Genomic DNA, 15,981 nt, shown 5'->3' on the forward strand with positions numbered 1-15,981 from the left:
CCGCGACAGACAAGTCGAGCACCCGTTTTCGCCGGACCGCCGTGTAGCGTCGAGCCATGTCGACCGAGGTCCGCAACAACACCGCACTGGAACGCTTCGAGATCTACGTCGACAGTGCGATCGCAGGCTACGTCGAATATCAGGACACCGTTTCCGAGCGTGCCTTCGTGCACACCGAGATCTATCCGCAGCACGAGGGCCAGGGCTACGGCCGGGTGCTGATCGAGGCGGCGCTGAACGCCACCCGCGCGGAAGGTCTCGGCGCGCTGCCGATGTGCCCGATGGTGCACCACTTCATCGAGACCAGGCCGCAGTATTTGTCGATGGTGCCGCACTGGGCCCGCGACCGGCTCGGCCTGCCGCAGTAGCCCCCTCAATACGCCGCGACGGCGCCGTCCAGCGCCTGCTGCAGATCGGTGCGCACCAGCCGCGCGATTTCCGCTGGGCGCGTTGGCAATTCGGTGATCGGCACGCCGAAGTAGAAGCTGGCCGACTTGGCCTGCTCCTTGGTCGGCTGCACCGTGGGATCGGCGCGCGGGCCGTAGCTCAGACCCATGCTGACCAGCGCGGGTTCGACACCGAGTTTGGCGGCGCGGAACGCGATATGCCCGATGCCGCTGCCGACCGGCTGCACCTGGGTCGGATCGACCTCGTTGCAGGTGCCCTCGGGGAAGACGGCGAGGCCGTCGCCGCGCACGATCCGCTCCGCGCAGATGTCCATCATCCGCTGGCCGGCCGCGTTGACCGCGCGCAATCCGTGGTCCTTGCCGCGGAATACCGGGATGCCGCCCATCATGTCGATCTTGCGGCGCTGCTCGGGCTCCAGGAAGAGCTCGTCCTTGGCGAGGACGCGCACCCGTCCGATCACCCGGCGCAGTTCACTGCGCCACGCCGCCGCGGCCACGGTGTACGGGTCGTTCTCGGACAGATGGTTGATCGCGATCAGCAGCGGCCGCCGCTCGGCGATCAACCGGTGCAACGCTTCCCGCGCTCCCGCGGCATAGCCGACCCGCGGAAACCAGCGCCGGGACAGCAGCGCGTACGCACCCCATGCCTTCAGCCGATTCTGCCGATGATCCCGATAGAAGTCGTAAACGGCGTCGCAGTTCTCGAGCAACACCTCGGGCGGTTCCATGGCTCCGAGCCTACTGTTCCGCCTCTCCGCGACTTCGGGCCAGACCAAGTGCCGCTTCCGTTGGCGTCGGCGGCCGGCGGTCGGTGCCGTGGTTCAGCTCTGGACGTCCCGACGGGATACCCAGGTACTCGCGAAGTCAATCGTCGCCTTGGCACAGTTCGGGATGACACCGCAAAAATTACCCACAGTAAGTACCGCGCAGGGGGCGCGTTTGCGCGGAACAACTGCGATGATGTCCGGGTGGCACGCGGAGATGACCCGGATGATCGGAAGACTCGCGGCGGGCACGGCGACCGCAGGCGGCGCGATTACCGGCACGGCGAGCAGGTGGTGCGCGCGGGCACCCTGCTGCTCTCGGCCACCGAACTGGTCGAGCCGACTTTCCGGCGCACCGTCGTCTACATCATCGAGCACAACGAGGCGGGCAGCCTCGGCGTCGTACTGAACCGCCCGAGCGATACCGCGGTGGTCGACGTCCTACCCCGCTGGTCGGAGGCGGCCGCCGCGCCGCGCACGCTGTTCATCGGCGGGCCGGTGAAACGCGATGCCGCGCTATGCCTCGGCACCATTCGGGTCGGCGCGTCGCTCGACGGCGTGCAGGGGCTGCGCCGGATCGACGGCCGCGTCGCCCTCGTCGATCTCGACGCCGACCCGGGGCACATCGCCCCCGTGGTCGAGGGCATCCGCATCTTCGCCGGTTATGCGGGCTGGACCTTCGGCCAACTGGAGGGCGAACTGGACAACAACGACTGGATCGTGTTGTCCGCATTGCCCTCCGACCCGATCAACGCGGGCCACCCCGATCTGTGGGCGCACGTGCTGCGCCGCCAGCCGCTGCCTCTTTCCCTGCTGGCCACCCACCCGATTGAACTAGAGCGCAACTGACGCCGTGTACTCCTACGACACAACCAAGGAGTCACCATATGAAACGCAACAACTGATCTGGCGAGAACATGGGTAACTCATCGGGCACGCCCGAAACCCAGCCCGGCAAGCAACCGCCGGCCGCCAACGCAAATCTGGAGGCACCCACTTGGGCCAGGAGACGCGGAGAGGCGGACGAGCCCGAGAGCCAAACGGAGCTGATGCGGGTTCTCTATCAGGAACACGCGTCGGCGTTATGGCGGTACACGCTCGGTTTGGTTCGCGATCCAGGGCGGGCCGAAGACATAGTGCAGGAGACGTTGCTGAGGGCCTGGCAGCGGCCGAACGTGCTCGATCAGTCGACCACATCGGCCAGGGCCTGGCTGTTCACGGTCGCGCGGAATCTCGCCGTGGATGAACACCGCAGCGCCCGCAACCGGCGCGAGTTCCGCACGGACAACCCGCCGGAGGTGGCCGCGCCGGACCAGGCCGACCGCGCACTGGACGGCTGGCTGGTCGCGGACGCGCTCGGCAGGCTCAGCGCCGATCACCGGGAGGTGATCGTGCGCGCCTACTATCGGGGCCTTTCCACACATCAGATCGCCGCGGAACTCGACATTCCCGCGGGAACGGTGAAATCCCGGATGCACTACGGCATGCGGGCACTACGACTGGCACTTCAGGAGATGGGGGTGACGAACCAATGACGGACCTTGCTGACGACTACACCACGTGGGATGCCCCGTACGTGCTCGGCTCGCTCACCCGATCCGAGCGCAGGGAGTTCGAGGAGCATCTCGCGGGCTGCCCGACCTGCCGGGCCGGGGTCGCCGAATTGGCCGGCCTGCCCGGCATGCTCGCGATGGTCGACGCCGAGACCGCGCTGGCCATGATCGAGGCGCCGGAGCCGCCCGTCGCCGCGGAGCCGCCGATTCCCGAGCTGCTGCCCCGGCTCGCCGCGGCGACCGAACAGCGCAGGCGGCGCGGCCGATGGATCGCCATCGGCAGTGCCGTTGCCGCGGCCGCCGCCGCGGTGGCCATCGCGGTGCCGGTGGTCAGTTCGGTGACGTCGTCGAACGGACCGGGCTCGGGTCAGGTGTTCGCCGAGCGGACGATGCAGCCGCTGGAACCGACCCCGGTGTCGGCGAGCGTGAAACTGGTCGCGTCCGACGGCAAGACCAGGGTGATCATGAACTGCACCTACGGGCCGAGCGACCAGAAGTACAACTGGAAGTTCTCGCTGTTCGTCACCCGCACCGACGGTCAGCAGGCCGAGCTCGGGTCGTGGCCCGCGGGCCCTGGCACCGAGCTGACCATCGACCGGACCATCGACGGCACACCCGATCAGGTGCGCAATATCGAGATCCGCTCGGTGTCGACCGGCAAGGTGATACTGACCGCGACGGTGTGACGGACGACGAAATCCCCCGGTCGTACTCGACCGGGGGATTTCCGAACCAGTTGCGCCGCAGTAGATCTCAGCGAATCCGCTTGCCGAAGATCGAGTTCGACCACAGGTACCCGGCCACCGCGAGGCCGACGCACCAGGCCAGTGCGATGATCCCGTCGGCGCCGATCTCGGTGCCCATCAGCAGACCGCGGATGGTCTCGGTAATCGGCGTGAACGGCTGGAACTCCGCGAACTGCCGCAGGCCGACCGGCATGGTTTCGGTGCCGACCAGGCCGCTGCCGAGGAACGGCAACATGATGATCGGGAAGAGCATGTTGCTCGCGCCCTCCGGGTTCGGCGAGAGCAGGCCGACGGCCACCGCGACCCAGTTGAGCGCGAAGGATACGAACGCGAGCAGGCCGAACGCGGCGATCCATTCGATCACGTTCGCATCGGGCCGCCATCCGATCAGCAGCGCGACCAGGCTCATGAAAACGATGCCGAGCATCGCCTGCAGGAGCGCCCCGATCACATGCCCGGTCAACATCGCCGATTGGGTGATCCCCATGGTGCGGAACCGGTCGACGATGCCCTTCGTGCTGTCGGTGCAGATGGAGACCGCCACCGATGCCGTGAGGTAGGCCGGAACCATCAGCAGCATGCCGGGGGCGAGGTAATCGATGTAGTGGCCCCCGGAGGACTTCTCGAGCGCGCCGCCGAAGACGAATCGGAATACCAGCAGCAGCACGCTCGGCATCACGATGACAGCGACCGACATATTCGGATAGCGCTTGGCGTGAACGAGGTTGCGCCGCAGCATGGTCGCCGAATCGGCGAAGGCGGTGGACGTGGTGCTCATCGTGCGACTTCCTTGTCCAGGGTCGGGTCGGTATCGGCGGAGGGCCGGCCGGTGAGGGTGAGGAACACGTCGTCGAGGTTGGGGGTGTGCACCGAGAGACCCTCGACCTCGATGCGCTCGTCGTCGAGCCGATCCAGTACGGCGCGAAGGGATTTCACGCTGCCGTCGCTCGGCACCGCGAGGGTGAGATCGTCGGCGTCCTCGTCATGGTCGTCGAGCACGCGGGCAGTGGCGCCGAGGCTGTGCGCGGCGGCGAGCAGCGCGCCGCGCTCGGCGAACTGCAACCGGATGTGCCCGCCGGGGACGAGCCGTTTCAGTTCCGCCGCAGTGCCTTCCGCGACGATGCGCCCGTGGTCGAGCACCGCGATGCGGTCGGCGAGCTGATCGGCCTCGTCCAGGTACTGGGTGGTGAGGAAGACGGTGACGCTGTAGTCGTCGACCAGGCCGCGGATGATGTCCCAGATTCCGCGCCTGCTGCGCGGATCGAGCCCGGTGGTCGGTTCGTCGAGGAAGATGATGCGCGGATCGCCGACCAGGGTCATGGCCAGGTCGAGGCGCCGGACCATGCCGCCGGAGTAGGTGGACGCCGGCTTGTCCGCGGCCTCGACCAGATCGAAGCGCTCGAGCAGTTCGACGGCGAGCAGCTTGCTGTCGCGGCGCGGCATATGGTGCAGATCCGCCATCAGCAGCAGGTTCTCCCGGCCGGTCAGCAGCTCGTCGACCGCGGAGAACTGCCCGGTCACCCCGATCTGCGAGCGCACCGCGGCACGCTCGTGCTCGACGTCGTATCCGCCGACCCGGTTGTCGCCGCCGTCGGCGTGGATGAGCGTGGTGAGTATCTGCACGGTAGTGGTCTTGCCTGCGCCGTTGGGGCCGAGCAGCGAGAAGATCGTTCCCTCCGGCACGGTGAGATCGATGCCGTCGAGCACCACGTGCTCGCCGAACGCTTTGCGCAGACCAAGCGCCGAGATGGCGGGCGCGCGATGGCCGTTGCCCATGGTCGTCCTTTCGGGTATTTCATCAATGATTGCGAATGACTGCATGTTTCAGCGCCACCGCTCCCCTGGGGGAGTCGGCTTGTGCGGTGTTCTTCGGTTGTCGCGGAGGATGATTCGACTAGATGTCGAGGTCCTCGATGTGCGGATGGGTCGCGGCATCGGCCACCCGCTCGTACAGCTTGTCGGGCACCTTCCCCTTCAGTTCCTCGATCGAATCCACGACCGTGAGGGTGAACTCGCCCCAGTCCTGGTCGCCGACGCCGAGCATGCGCCGCCAGTTCGTCAGATCCTTGAGCCAGTTGGTGTCGTTGGGGTAGTGCTCCCAGCTGGAGTGCTGCACGTGCAGCGCGAACTTGCCCTTGCGGGTGCGGAACACGCGGATATGCTCGATGCGTTCGTCGTTCATATCGCGCCACTCGAACAGCAGCGCACCGGAGAAGCGGACCTGGCGGGCGCCGTTGTGGCCGACCTTGAGGACAACCTCGTCGAAGCCCTCGAGCCTGCCCTCCTCCAGCTCGATGAACCGGCGCAGCGCCGCGACCACCGCTCCGGAGAGGTTGCCGCCGACCAGCTCCTGGGCGCGCGTGAACAGCGGCAGGTCGTCATCGGCAACGTAGATAGTCTTGTTGGGCATGGCTCAACTATACGTAGATGTATACGTATAGGCAAGTAGCTGGTCGGCGGCCATGCTCAACTCGTTGTGAACCACAGGCCCGGCCGCCTCGTATTCCTCGTGTACGAGGTATGTGATCGCCGATGCGCTCCGCAGTGCGTTAGACGGTTGCTGCGAACAAGGAGCGCCTATGCCGGCCCGGGTCGTTGACTATTTGGTAGCAGCCGTTTCGACCTTGGGCGTACGACATATCTTCGGCGTGGACGGCGCGAATATCGAGGATCTCTACGACGCGATCTTCGACTCGCCGCACGATGTCACCGGGATCATCGCCAAGCACGAGTTCTCCGCGGCCACCATGGCCGACGGGTACGCGCGCTCCACCGGCGGCCTCGGCGTCGTCGCCGCGACCTCCGGCGGCGGCGCGATGAATCTCGTTGCCGGGCTTACCGAATCGTTTGCCTCCCGGGTGCCGGTGCTCGCGCTGATCGGCCAGCCGCCGACCGCGCTCGAGGGTAACGGCGCCTTCCAGGACACCAGCGGACGCGCGGGCACCATCGACGCGGTCGGTCTCTTCAGCGAGATCACCCGGTACTGCGCGCGCGTCGAGACCGGCGCCGACCTGCCCGCGAAGGTGGCCAGGGCGGTCGGCGCCGCCCGGCGCGGCGGGCCCGCGGTGCTGTTGCTGCCCAAGGATGTTCAGCAGGCCGACGTCGGCGATATCGCGCCGTTCCGCCCGCCCGCCCGCTTCGATATCCAGGACGAGGGCGAGCTGGTCCGGGTCCGCGCGGCGCTCGCGGCGGCGCGGCGCACCGGGAAGGTGGTCATCATCGCGGGCGATCAGGTGGCCCGCGACGACGCGCGCGACGAATTGGCCAGGCTGGCAGCCATTTTGGATGCCTCGGTCGGCGTCGCGCCCGACGCCAAAGACGTCTACGACAACGCCGATCCCGGCTTCCGCGGCGTCGCGGGCAGTATGGGGCATCCGGAACTCACCGCGGCGCTGCGCTCGGCGGCGCTGTGCCTGCTCATCGGCACCCGGCTGCCGATCACCGCGCGCACCGGGCTCGACGAGCCGCTCGCGCACTGCGTGGTGGCGAGCATCGGGGCGGCCGCGCCGCACGTGCCCGCGATGCACGCCGCGAGCACCAACCTGGCAGGCACACTCGCCACGCTGTCCGATGAGCTCGCCGAGGCGCCGTCGGCGCTCGATCGCGGGCTCGATCGCGGCACGAATTCCCTGACACCGCTACAGGTTCCCCCGGCGACGGGCCCCGGTCTGCGCTATCGCGAGCTGATGGAGACGATCGGTCACGCGCTGCCCGACGGCACCGATATCTTCGCCGACGCGGGCAACACCGGCGCCGCGGCGGTGCACCACCTGCGGATATCGCGCGGCGCCCGCTTCGTCGTCGCCCTCGGCATGGGCGGGATGGGCTACGCCTTCGGCGCCGGGATCGGCTCCGCCTTCGCGCGCCACCGCCGCGGCGACGGGATCCGGCGCACCGTGGTCATCGCGGGCGACGGCTCGTTCTACATGCACGGGATGGAGGTGCACACTGCCATCGAGCACCGGCTGCCGATCACCTTCATCGTCCTCAACAACAACGCGCACGGCATGTGCGTCACCCGGGAACAGCTGTACTACCGAGATCGGTACAGCTTCAACCGATTCCAGCCGTCCCAGCTGGGCGACGGCATCGCCGCCATGTTCCCCCTGCTGCCCGCGTTCTCGGTGCGCGCCATCGGCGAGCTGGCCGACACGGTGCGCCACTGCACCGAATTACCTGGGCCGTCCTTCATTTCGATCGACTGCGACCCCGATGAAATACCGCCGTTCGTGCCGTTTCTGACGACATTGGAAGCATCTAGGAGACAACAATGACTGCATCGCACAGTGATTCGATGACGGGTGGCGGCCGGGCGACGGGTGGACCCACCACTTTGCCTGCGCTCAGCGATATTCCGGAGGAGGTTGTGCCCGGGGTGCTCCGTATCGAGAACTCCGACAAGGACGCGACCACCCCGATCATCATGGACATGCTGCGGTCGGTGTACCCGCACGACCAGATCTACGGCGATTTCTGCCCCGTGCAGGCCTATATCGCCGCGCCGCCGCGCGAGGTGTGGGCATACCTGGCCGATACCCGCTCGCTGGAGGAATGGACCTACAGCCTGCGCGGTTTCGAGGAGACCGAGGAACCGGGACTGTGGCTGGCCTACGACCGGCTCGGCGATGCGACCAAGATCTTCACCCGCACCGTGGCCAATCCGGACGCGATGACCGTCGACTATCACTGTGCCTGGGATCAGGGCCGGCACCTGTGGATGATCTATCTGATGCGGGTGATCGACGCGCAGGTGGTGTTCAACAAGCCGGGTTCGGTTGTGCTGTGGGTCAATTGCAAACATCCGTTCTACGACGAGAACCCGTACCCGGAGACCGCGCCGCCGAAGCGGCCGGTGTGGGTCGGCGACTTCTGGGAGATGTTCTCCGCCGGACATCAGCTGGAGATGGACAACCTCAGGGCGATCTGCGAATACCGTGCGGCGCACGGACTTCCGATCAAGCCCGACTGGATGAAGTGAGGCGGTGCCATGAGTTTCCCGAAGGTCAGCCTCGTCGACGTCGCCAGTTACCTGCCCGGCGAACCGGTCGGCACCGAATACTTCACTCAGTTCTCCCGTTCGGACCGGATGGCGAAGAACGTCATGTTCCGCGCGCCCAAGGGCCGCCACCATGTGGACCGGGACGAGACGGCCGTGGACATGGCCGAGCGTGCCGTCGCACCACTCGTGCAACGCCATGGATCGCAGCTGCTTTCGAGCATCGATGTGCTCATCACGCACACCCAGCTGCCGGACAACCCGGTGATGGGCTGCGGGCCCGAGGTGGCGCGCAGGCTCGGCATGCGGCCCGGCTACCTCTACGACGTGCACAACGGTGGCTGCGCCGCGTTCGTGCACATGATGTCGATGGCACGCATGGTGTTACAGACCACCGACGCGCGCACCGCGCTGATCGTCGCGACGCAGAACTGCGCCGGGCCGGTGTTCACCCAGACCGAGATCCGCAAACTCGCGCAGGCGCCGGTACCGGGTGACGGCTGCGGCGTCGGGTTGCTCGTCAAGAACGACAGCGCGCCCATTCTCGATATCGAATGCCGCACCTACCCGGAGTTCGCCGGGGATATGTCGTTCAGCACCAACGGCGATCGCAAGTACTGGGAGCCGGGCGAGGGCCAGGGCTGCGTCAGCTTCACCGAATCGAAGGTGACCAAGGTGTTCGCCCGCGGCAACCGGCTGGTCCCCGAGGTGGCGCTCGAGGTGTGCAAACGCATCGGGGTGAAGAGCCGCGATATCGACACCTTCGTCACCAATCAGCCGAACCGGCTGTTCCTGCGCAACTGGCACGACGCGCTCGAGCTGCCCGCCGAACGGCATCCGGACACCTTCGATCAGTGCGGAAACCTTTTCGCCGCAGGCATTCCCATCACCCTCGACGTGGAGAACCGGGCGGGCAGGCTGCGCAACGGCTCGGTGGTGCTCATGTCGGCCTTCGCCCACGCGGGCGACTTCGCCGGGGCGGCCGCCGTCCGGTGGGGCGCCGCGCCCAGTGCGGGGTGATCGGCATGTCCATCGGGCTGGCCGACAACACCAGGCCATCGCAGCGCCGCCGCGGCACCGAGCGTACGGAGCACCGTTTCGATCTGAGCCTGAGCGAAAACCCGTTCCCCCCACTGCCTTCGGTGCTGCGCGCGGTGAACGAGACACTGGCGCAGGCGAATCGCTATCCGGAGTTCCTGCCGCGGCGGCTGCCGCGGCTGATCGCCGGCCACCTCGGGGTCGAGCCGGATCAGGTGATCGTCGGCGCGGGCGCCACCGGGGTGGCCATGCAGATCATCCAGTCGCTGACCGGGCGCGGCGACGAGGTGGTGTTCGGCGCGCCGACCTTCGACGGCTATCCGATCATGGCCGGGATGGCCGAGCTGGAGACGGTCCCGGTGCCGCTGGACAAGGCGGGTAACCAGGATGTCTGGGCGATGGTGCGCGCCATCAACAAGCGCACCGGGCTCGTCGTGGTGTGCAGGCCGCACAATCCGACCGGCACCGTGCTCGGCGCGGCCGAGCTGAAGGCATTCCTGTGCGCGGTGCCCGCCCGGGTACCGGTCATCCTCGACGAGGCCTACGTCGAATTCCTCGGCGCCGCCGATCACATCGACCCGCTGGCGCTGCTGGCCAGGCATCCGAATCTGCTCGTGCTCCGCTCGTTCTCGAAGGCGTACGGGCTGGCCGGACTGCGCATCGGCTACGCGTTCGGCAGGCGCGAGCTGGCCGCCAGGGTGCGCAAGCTGCAACTGCCGTTCGGTGTCCCAGCGGCGGCGGTAGCGGCGGTAGCGGCCTCCTACGCCGCCCAACCGGAATTGGCGGCCCGCACCCTGCGTATCACCACCGAACGCGAGACCCTGCGCAACGCATTGCGCCGCTGCGGTATCGCCGTCCCCCGCAGCCACGCCAACTTCCTCTACCTACCCGGCCCCGGCGTGGCAACGGCACTACGCCGCGCAGGTATCGCCGCCAAGGCCTATCCGGACGGCAGCGCTCGCATCGCCGTCGGCGACCCAGCCGCCGATACCGCCGTACTGCAAGCCCTCGAATCCCTGCGTTAGCGGACCGGCAGCGCTCAGTTGGCGGGTTCGCAGGCGTCGCGCAGGGAGCACGCGCCGCAGGCGCTACCGCAGCCGCCGGTCTGCACCGGGGCGAGGCGGTCCACCGCGGCGGCGGCGGCATTGGCGCCTGCGCCGAGGGTGAACAGCGCGACGAGGGCGACACCGGCCGTGAGCGCGACGGCGACCACACCGGAGGCGCTGAGCAGGACGAGTCCACCGGCGAACAACAGCGCGCCCGCGGCCACCGAGGTGGGCGCGGCAACGCGGTTCGCGATGCGGAAGGTCTGATCGCTGGCGAGGGCGGCCTCGGTGTGCACACCGACGAAGCGGTTGCGCGGGAGCCGACCCGTCAGCCCGAGTACGCCGGTTGCGATGGCCACGACGGCCAGCACCAACAGGACGAGAGCGACGACGAACACTCAGCCAGGCTAGCGCACCGGCGCCGGTCGGCCTCGGGCCGCTCCCCCGCAATCGCCCAGCAGCCGCGCGCGCGACACACGGAGAAGCGATTTCCACATCGCCGAGTCAACCCCGGTAATAGCAGCTACCCACGCACTGTGATTGGCGCCACGTTTGCTGACTGTTGGCCGAAAGTCGAAGCGACACAAGCATTCGCGAATACCGGGACGCGCCGGTCGAAGAAGGCCCCGGCGTGCCGAACCCACCCGTCGGTAAATTCATCACGGCCCGATTTCAAATCGGGTGGACCACACGTTCTACCCTGATAGACGTAGTTTGTCGGTGATCGGCGATAACAAGAAGGCAGGACCGTGCAGGACACTCGAGCAACCGAAAGCGATGTACCCGAACACCGGTACAACGCCGAGCTTGCCGGCCGCATCGAGCGCCGCTGGCAGCAGACCTGGAACGAGCGTGGAACTTTCCACGCGCCGAACCCGGTCGGTCCGCTCGCGGGTGCCACACCGGCCGACAAGCTGTTCGTGCAGGACATGTTCCCCTACCCGTCCGGCGCGGGTCTGCACGTCGGGCATCCGCTCGGCTACATCGCCACCGACGTCTTCGCGCGGTACCACCGGATGCGCGGGCGCAACGTGCTGCACGCACTGGGCTACGACGCGTTCGGCCTGCCCGCCGAGCAGTACGCGGTGCAGACAGGCGCACACCCCAGGGTGACCACCGAAGCCAATATCGCCACCATGCAGCGGCAGCTGGACCGGCTGGGCCTGGGCCACGATCGCAGACGCTCGTTCGCGACCACCGACCCGGAGTATTACCGCTGGACCCAGTGGATCTTCCTGCGCATTTACAACGCGTGGTACGACACCGACCTGGACCGCGCCCGGACGATCGATGAGCTGCAGGCCGAATTCGCTTCCGGCGCACGGCCGATCGAGGACGGACGCACCTGGGACGCGCTGGACGGCGCCGAGCGCGCCGAGCTGCTCGACTCCTACCGCCTGGTCCGCCAGACCGATTCGATGGTCAACTGGTGCCCCGGTCTCGGCACCGTGCTGTCCAACGAGGAGGTCACCGCGGACGGCCGCAGCGAGCGCGGCAACTTCCCGGTTTTCCGTAAGCGCCTGTGGCAGTGGATGATGCGCATCACCGCCTATGCCGACCGGCTGGTCGACGATCTGGACCGGCTCGACTGGCCGGAGAACGTGAAGTCCATGCAGCGCAACTGGATCGGGCGCTCGCGCGGCGCCCAGGTCGAGTTCGACGCCGATAGCGAGCAGATCGAGGTCTTCACCACCCGTCCCGACACCCTGTTCGGCGCGACCTATGTGGTGCTCGCGCCGGAACACGAGCTGGTCGACAAGCTGGCCGTCGCACAGTGGCCCGCGGGGACCGACGCTCGCTGGACCAACGGCGGCGCCGCGACACCGGCGGATGCCGTTGCGGCATACCGCAAGTCGATCGCGGCCAAATCGGATCTGGAGCGCCAGGAGAACAAGGAGAAGACCGGCGTCTTCCTGGGCGGCTACGCGACCAACCCGGCCAACGGCGCACAGGTGCCGATCTTCATCGCCGACTACGTGCTGAGCGGCTACGGCACCGGCGCCATCATGGCGGTGCCGGGCCACGATGCGCGCGACTGGGATTTCGCCACCGCGCTCGGCCTGCCGATCGTCGAGGTCATCGCCGGTGGCGATGTCGCCGAGGCGGCCTACACCGGCGACGGCGCCGTGGTGAATTCCGATTACCTGAACGGGCTTTCGGTCGACGCGGCCAAGGCCGCGATCATCGCCAGGCTGGAGGCCGACGGCCACGGCAAGGGCACCATCCAGTACAAGCTGCGCGACTGGCTGTTCGCCCGCCAGCGCTACTGGGGCGAGCCGTTCCCGATCGTCTACGACGAGCACGGCGCGCCGCACGCGCTGCCGGAATCCATGCTGCCCGTGCGCCTGCCGGAGCTGGACGACTTCGCGCCGGTGACCTACGACCCGGACGACGCCAGCTCCGAGCCGTCCCCGCCGCTGGCCAAGGCCACCGACTGGGTCAATGTCGAGCTGGATCTGGGCGACGGCCCGAAGATGTACCGGCGCGACACCAACGTCATGCCGAACTGGGCGGGCAGCTCCTGGTACCAGCTGCGCTACGCCGATCCGACCAACTCGGAAACGTTCTGCGCCAAGGAGAACGAGCAGTACTGGCTGGGCCCGCGCCCGGCCGAGCACGGCGAGAACGATCCCGGCGGCCTTGACCTGTACGTCGGCGGTGTCGAGCACGCGGTGCTGCACCTGCTGTACTCGCGGTTCTGGCAGAAGGTGCTGTTCGATCTGGGTGATGTCAGCGGGTGCGAGCCCTACCGCAGGCTGTTCAACCAGGGCTACATCCAGGCGCACGCCTACACCGACGAGCGCGGCGCCTACGTGCCCGCGGCCGAGATCGTCGAGCGTGACGGCAAGTTCTACTGGACCGATACGACCGGCACCGAGATCGAGGTGTTCCAGGAGTACGGCAAGATCGGCAAGTCGCTGAAGAACGCCATCTCCCCCGATGAGATGTGCGATCTGTACGGCGCCGACACCTTCCGCTTCTACGAGATGTCGATGGGCCCGCTGGACACCTCGCGCCCATGGGCGACAAAGGATGTCGTCGGCGCGCACCGGTTCCTGCAGCGGATCTGGCGCCTGGTGGTCGACGAGGAGTCCGGCGCGGTGCGGGTCACCGCGGACGCGCCGTCGGAGGAGACGCTGCGCCTGCTGCACAAGACGATCGCCGGTGTAGACGAGGATCTGGCCGCGCTGCGCGACAACACCGCGGGCGCCAAGCTGATCGAGCTGACCAACCACCTGACCAAGACCTACCCGGACGGCGCACCGCGCTCGGTCGTCGAGCCGGTGGTCCTGATGGTGGCGCCGCTGTCCCCGCACATCGCGGAGGAACTGTGGGAACGCCTGGGCCACACCGAATCCCTGGCCCACGGCCCGTTCCCCGAGGCCGATCCGGCACTGCTGGTCGACGAGTCGGTGGAGTACCCGATCCAGGTCAACGGCAAGGTCCGCAGCCGCATTCAGGTCCCCGCCGAGGCCGACACCGCGACGATCGAGGAGGCCGCCCTGGCCGACGAGAAGATCGCCGCCCTGCTCAACGGCGCCGCACCGCGCAAGCTGATCGTTGTGCCGGGCCGCCTGATCAACATCGTCGCCTAGCGAATACGAATTACGAAGGGCCCGTACTCGATTCGAGTACGGGCCCTTCGTCGGCTCATTCAGCGCGGTGGCAGCAGCACGTCGTTGAGCGTGACCATGGAGAGGTTGCGCTCCTTGATGATGTCGACGAGCTGGCCGTAGCAGTGGGTCACCGCGGGGGCGTTGGCGTGGCCGATGACGATGGTCTGCGGGTTGAAATACTTACGGGCGCACTCGATCAGGTAGTCCTCGGTGATCACGCCGGAGTCCGAGAGGGAGCCGTACCACATCGTCGGCACCGTGTAGCCGAGGTCGGCGGCGACGCGGTCCACCGTGGCGTTGTGCCTGCCGAACGGCGGCCGGTAGTACGGTGTGCCGTCGGTGCCGAAGTTGTCGCGCAGGTAGTTCTTGGCCCGTTCCAGCTGGGAGGAGATGCCGGAAGCGGAGAGCTTGGTCAGGTCGGCGTGGTCCCAGGTGTGGTTGCCGAGCTGGATCTGACCGGATTCGACCAAGGGGCGCAACGCGTTTCGGTGGATGCTCCACGAGTCGTAGTACGCGGTCACGAAGAAGGTGAACCGGGCGCCGGTGTCCCTGGCGAATTTGATGTAGGCGCCGACCACCTCGGGGCTGGCACCGTCGTCGACGGTGAGCGCCATGCTGGTGCCCGCTCCGGGCAGCGCGGTGATGGTGCCCGCCGGGATCGCGGCCTTCGGCCCGCCGGGCGGCGGCGGCAACAGCGGCGGCTGCGGTGCCGGCGGCACCAGCGGGTTCCCGGCCGAGCCGCTATTGATGGGTTCACCCTCGGCCGTGGCGCAGCCGGTCAGTGCGACTGCGGTACCCGCGGCGAGCAGGGACAACAACTGACGTCTATCCACCTTCGAAAACCTGGCCTCGCTCAGAACTCGGCGTGCTGCCGATCACCTACGTAATGGACGCGTAAACGCTCAGCACGATACCGGCCGGAGGTGTCCGCGAACACACTTAGCGACGACGGCGAGTCGAATTCGAGACCTTCCAGTCTGCTCAACCGGGCGGTTGCAGGACATCGTTGAGCGTGACCAGCGCGAGATCGCGCTCCCTGATCAGGTCGAGGTACTGGTCGAAGACCCGCGTCACCGACATCTGGTTCGCATGCCCGAGCACGATCGCCCTCGGGTGGAAGTACCGGCGCGCCATCTGCGCGACCACCTGCTCGGTGACGATCACCGCGTCGCCGATCTCGCCGTTCCACAGCGTCGGCACGGTGTAGCCGAGATCGGCGGCCACCTGATCGACGGTGCCGTTGTGCCTGCCGTACGGCGGGCGGAAGTACGGCGTGCCGTCGGTGCCGAAGTTCTCGTACAGGTAGTTCTTGGCCCGCTCGAGCTGGGCGGCCACCGCACCGGCGGACAGTTTCGTCAGGTCGGGATGGTCCCAGGTGTGGTTGCCGAGCTGAATCTGGCCCGATTCGACCATCGGCCGCAGCTCGTCCCGGTGGATGCTCCACGAGGGGTAGTACGCGGTCACGAAGAAGGTGAGCCTGGTACCGGTATCCCTGGCGAACCTGAGGTAGGCGCCGAGTACCTCGGGACTGGCGCCGTCGTCGATGGTGAGCGCCATCTCGTTGCCCCCGGCGGGCAGCGCGCTGAGCGGGCCGGGTCCGATCGGCGTCCGCGATCGCGGCGGGGGCGGCGGCACGAGCGGCGCGGGCAACGGCTCACCCGCCGACCCGGTGAACGGCGGCTGTGCCTCGGCGGCACCGCCCGCGACCGCCATCGCACCGCCCGCGACCAGCACGGCCAACAACTGTCGCCTATCCATTCCGCCCCCAGGCCTTGCCACGATCCGATACCGCCTCAACGAGACCATAGCGGCGC

The 15,981-nt window shown here is 67.7% G+C and carries 16 protein-coding genes; 9 read left to right on the plus strand and 7 right to left on the minus strand.

All coding sequences use genetic code 11. The features are described from left to right. The first annotated feature begins 56 nt into the window (after positions 1–56). Positions 57–368 (plus strand): GNAT family N-acetyltransferase, encoded by a 312-nt coding sequence (locus ACIG5A_RS21625; RefSeq protein WP_397242635.1) that lies wholly within the window; start codon positions 57–59, stop codon positions 366–368. A 5-nt stretch (positions 369–373) separates the two neighbouring features. On the opposite strand, the gene ACIG5A_RS21630 is transcribed toward ACIG5A_RS21625, so the two are convergent. Then, on the minus strand, positions 374–1,135 hold the full coding sequence (locus ACIG5A_RS21630) for a lysophospholipid acyltransferase family protein (protein ID WP_397242637.1): 762 nt from the start codon (positions 1,133–1,135) through the stop codon (positions 374–376). 240 nt (positions 1,136–1,375) lie between these two features. On the opposite strand from ACIG5A_RS21630, the gene ACIG5A_RS21635 reads away from it, so the two are divergent. From ACIG5A_RS21635 to ACIG5A_RS21645, 3 genes are all read left to right on the plus strand, one after another. Continuing rightward, the gene (locus ACIG5A_RS21635) at positions 1,376–2,020 is read left to right on the plus strand and encodes a YqgE/AlgH family protein (RefSeq protein WP_397242639.1); all 645 of its coding nucleotides are present in this window, start codon (positions 1,376–1,378) and stop codon (positions 2,018–2,020) included. A gap of 134 nt (positions 2,021–2,154) precedes the next feature. Further along, a complete protein-coding gene (locus tag ACIG5A_RS21640; RefSeq protein WP_397243948.1) occupies positions 2,155–2,706 on the plus strand; it encodes a sigma-70 family RNA polymerase sigma factor in 552 nt (183 codons plus the stop codon). Continuing rightward, positions 2,703–3,410 (plus strand): anti-sigma factor family protein, encoded by a 708-nt coding sequence (locus ACIG5A_RS21645; protein WP_397242641.1) that lies wholly within the window; start codon positions 2,703–2,705, stop codon positions 3,408–3,410. Before ACIG5A_RS21640 ends, ACIG5A_RS21645 begins: the two co-directional genes overlap by 4 nt. A gap of 67 nt (positions 3,411–3,477) precedes the next feature. Here the strand turns inward: ACIG5A_RS21645 and ACIG5A_RS21650 are convergent, their stop codons facing one another. The 3 genes from ACIG5A_RS21650 to ACIG5A_RS21660 all read right to left on the minus strand — a co-directional run bounded on the left by ACIG5A_RS21650 (position 3,478) and on the right by ACIG5A_RS21660 (position 5,880). Next, positions 3,478–4,248: an ABC transporter permease gene (locus ACIG5A_RS21650; RefSeq protein WP_397242643.1), complete on the minus strand. Its 771-nt coding sequence runs from the start codon at positions 4,246–4,248 to the stop codon at positions 3,478–3,480. After that, complete coding sequence (locus tag ACIG5A_RS21655; protein WP_397242645.1) at positions 4,245–5,246, minus strand: ATP-binding cassette domain-containing protein; 1,002 nt, start codon at positions 5,244–5,246, stop codon at positions 4,245–4,247. The genes ACIG5A_RS21650 and ACIG5A_RS21655 overlap by 4 nt, the downstream gene beginning before the upstream one ends. A 118-nt stretch (positions 5,247–5,364) precedes the next feature. Continuing rightward, the gene (locus tag ACIG5A_RS21660) at positions 5,365–5,880 is read right to left on the minus strand and encodes an EXLDI protein (protein WP_397242647.1); all 516 of its coding nucleotides are present in this window, start codon (positions 5,878–5,880) and stop codon (positions 5,365–5,367) included. A 169-nt stretch (positions 5,881–6,049) separates the two neighbouring features. Between ACIG5A_RS21660 and ACIG5A_RS21665 the strand changes: the two genes are divergently transcribed. The 4 genes from ACIG5A_RS21665 to ACIG5A_RS21680 are packed head-to-tail and all read left to right on the plus strand — an operon-like array spanning position 6,050 to position 10,529. Beyond that, positions 6,050–7,744, plus strand: coding sequence for a thiamine pyrophosphate-binding protein (locus ACIG5A_RS21665; protein ID WP_397242649.1), 1,695 nt, complete (start codon positions 6,050–6,052; stop codon positions 7,742–7,744). Further along, on the plus strand, positions 7,741–8,448 hold the full coding sequence (locus tag ACIG5A_RS21670) for an SRPBCC family protein (protein WP_397242651.1): 708 nt from the start codon (positions 7,741–7,743) through the stop codon (positions 8,446–8,448). The genes ACIG5A_RS21665 and ACIG5A_RS21670 overlap by 4 nt, the downstream gene beginning before the upstream one ends. A gap of 9 nt (positions 8,449–8,457) precedes the next feature. Then, complete coding sequence (locus tag ACIG5A_RS21675; RefSeq protein WP_397242653.1) at positions 8,458–9,486, plus strand: 3-oxoacyl-ACP synthase III family protein; 1,029 nt, start codon at positions 8,458–8,460, stop codon at positions 9,484–9,486. 5 nt (positions 9,487–9,491) lie between these two features. Then, positions 9,492–10,529, plus strand: a complete 1,038-nt coding sequence (locus tag ACIG5A_RS21680) for an aminotransferase class I/II-fold pyridoxal phosphate-dependent enzyme (protein WP_397242655.1) — start codon at positions 9,492–9,494, stop codon at positions 10,527–10,529. 14 nt (positions 10,530–10,543) lie between these two features. On the opposite strand, the gene ACIG5A_RS21685 is transcribed toward ACIG5A_RS21680, so the two are convergent. Further along, positions 10,544–10,948 carry an SdpI family protein gene (locus tag ACIG5A_RS21685; protein ID WP_397242657.1) on the minus strand — a complete coding sequence of 135 codons (405 nt, stop codon included), beginning with the start codon at positions 10,946–10,948 and terminating at the stop codon, positions 10,544–10,546. 351 nt (positions 10,949–11,299) lie between these two features. Here ACIG5A_RS21685 and leuS point away from each other — a divergent pair, with 351 nt between their 5' ends. Beyond that, complete coding sequence (gene leuS / locus ACIG5A_RS21690; RefSeq protein ID WP_397242659.1) at positions 11,300–14,146, plus strand: leucine--tRNA ligase; 2,847 nt, start codon at positions 11,300–11,302, stop codon at positions 14,144–14,146. Between the two features lie 59 nt (positions 14,147–14,205). Here leuS and ACIG5A_RS21695 read toward each other — a convergent pair whose 3' ends face one another. Continuing rightward, the gene (locus ACIG5A_RS21695) at positions 14,206–15,000 is read right to left on the minus strand and encodes a polysaccharide deacetylase family protein (protein ID WP_397242661.1); all 795 of its coding nucleotides are present in this window, start codon (positions 14,998–15,000) and stop codon (positions 14,206–14,208) included. A 148-nt stretch (positions 15,001–15,148) separates the two neighbouring features. Then, positions 15,149–15,925, minus strand: a complete 777-nt coding sequence (locus ACIG5A_RS21700) for a polysaccharide deacetylase family protein (RefSeq protein ID WP_397242663.1) — start codon at positions 15,923–15,925, stop codon at positions 15,149–15,151. Between the last annotated feature and the right edge of the window lie 56 nt (positions 15,926–15,981).

The organism is Nocardia sp. NPDC052566, from assembly GCF_044547285.1.
Taxonomy (GTDB): domain Bacteria; phylum Actinomycetota; class Actinomycetes; order Mycobacteriales; family Mycobacteriaceae; genus Nocardia.

Coding starts and splice junctions, on each gene's coding strand:
- ACIG5A_RS21625 (WP_397242635.1), top strand. CDS start 57: ATGTCGACCGAGGTCCGCAACAACACCGCACTGGAACGCTTCGAGATC.
- ACIG5A_RS21630 (WP_397242637.1), bottom strand. CDS start 1,135: ATGGAACCGCCCGAGGTGTTGCTCGAGAACTGCGACGCCGTTTACGAC.
- ACIG5A_RS21645 (WP_397242641.1), top strand. CDS start 2,703: ATGACGGACCTTGCTGACGACTACACCACGTGGGATGCCCCGTACGTG.
- ACIG5A_RS21650 (WP_397242643.1), bottom strand. CDS start 4,248: ATGAGCACCACGTCCACCGCCTTCGCCGATTCGGCGACCATGCTGCGG.
- ACIG5A_RS21655 (WP_397242645.1), bottom strand. CDS start 5,246: ATGGGCAACGGCCATCGCGCGCCCGCCATCTCGGCGCTTGGTCTGCGC.
- ACIG5A_RS21660 (WP_397242647.1), bottom strand. CDS start 5,880: ATGCCCAACAAGACTATCTACGTTGCCGATGACGACCTGCCGCTGTTC.
- ACIG5A_RS21665 (WP_397242649.1), top strand. CDS start 6,050: ATGCCGGCCCGGGTCGTTGACTATTTGGTAGCAGCCGTTTCGACCTTG.
- ACIG5A_RS21670 (WP_397242651.1), top strand. CDS start 7,741: ATGACTGCATCGCACAGTGATTCGATGACGGGTGGCGGCCGGGCGACG.
- ACIG5A_RS21675 (WP_397242653.1), top strand. CDS start 8,458: ATGAGTTTCCCGAAGGTCAGCCTCGTCGACGTCGCCAGTTACCTGCCC.
- ACIG5A_RS21680 (WP_397242655.1), top strand. CDS start 9,492: ATGTCCATCGGGCTGGCCGACAACACCAGGCCATCGCAGCGCCGCCGC.
- ACIG5A_RS21700 (WP_397242663.1), bottom strand. CDS start 15,925: ATGGATAGGCGACAGTTGTTGGCCGTGCTGGTCGCGGGCGGTGCGATG.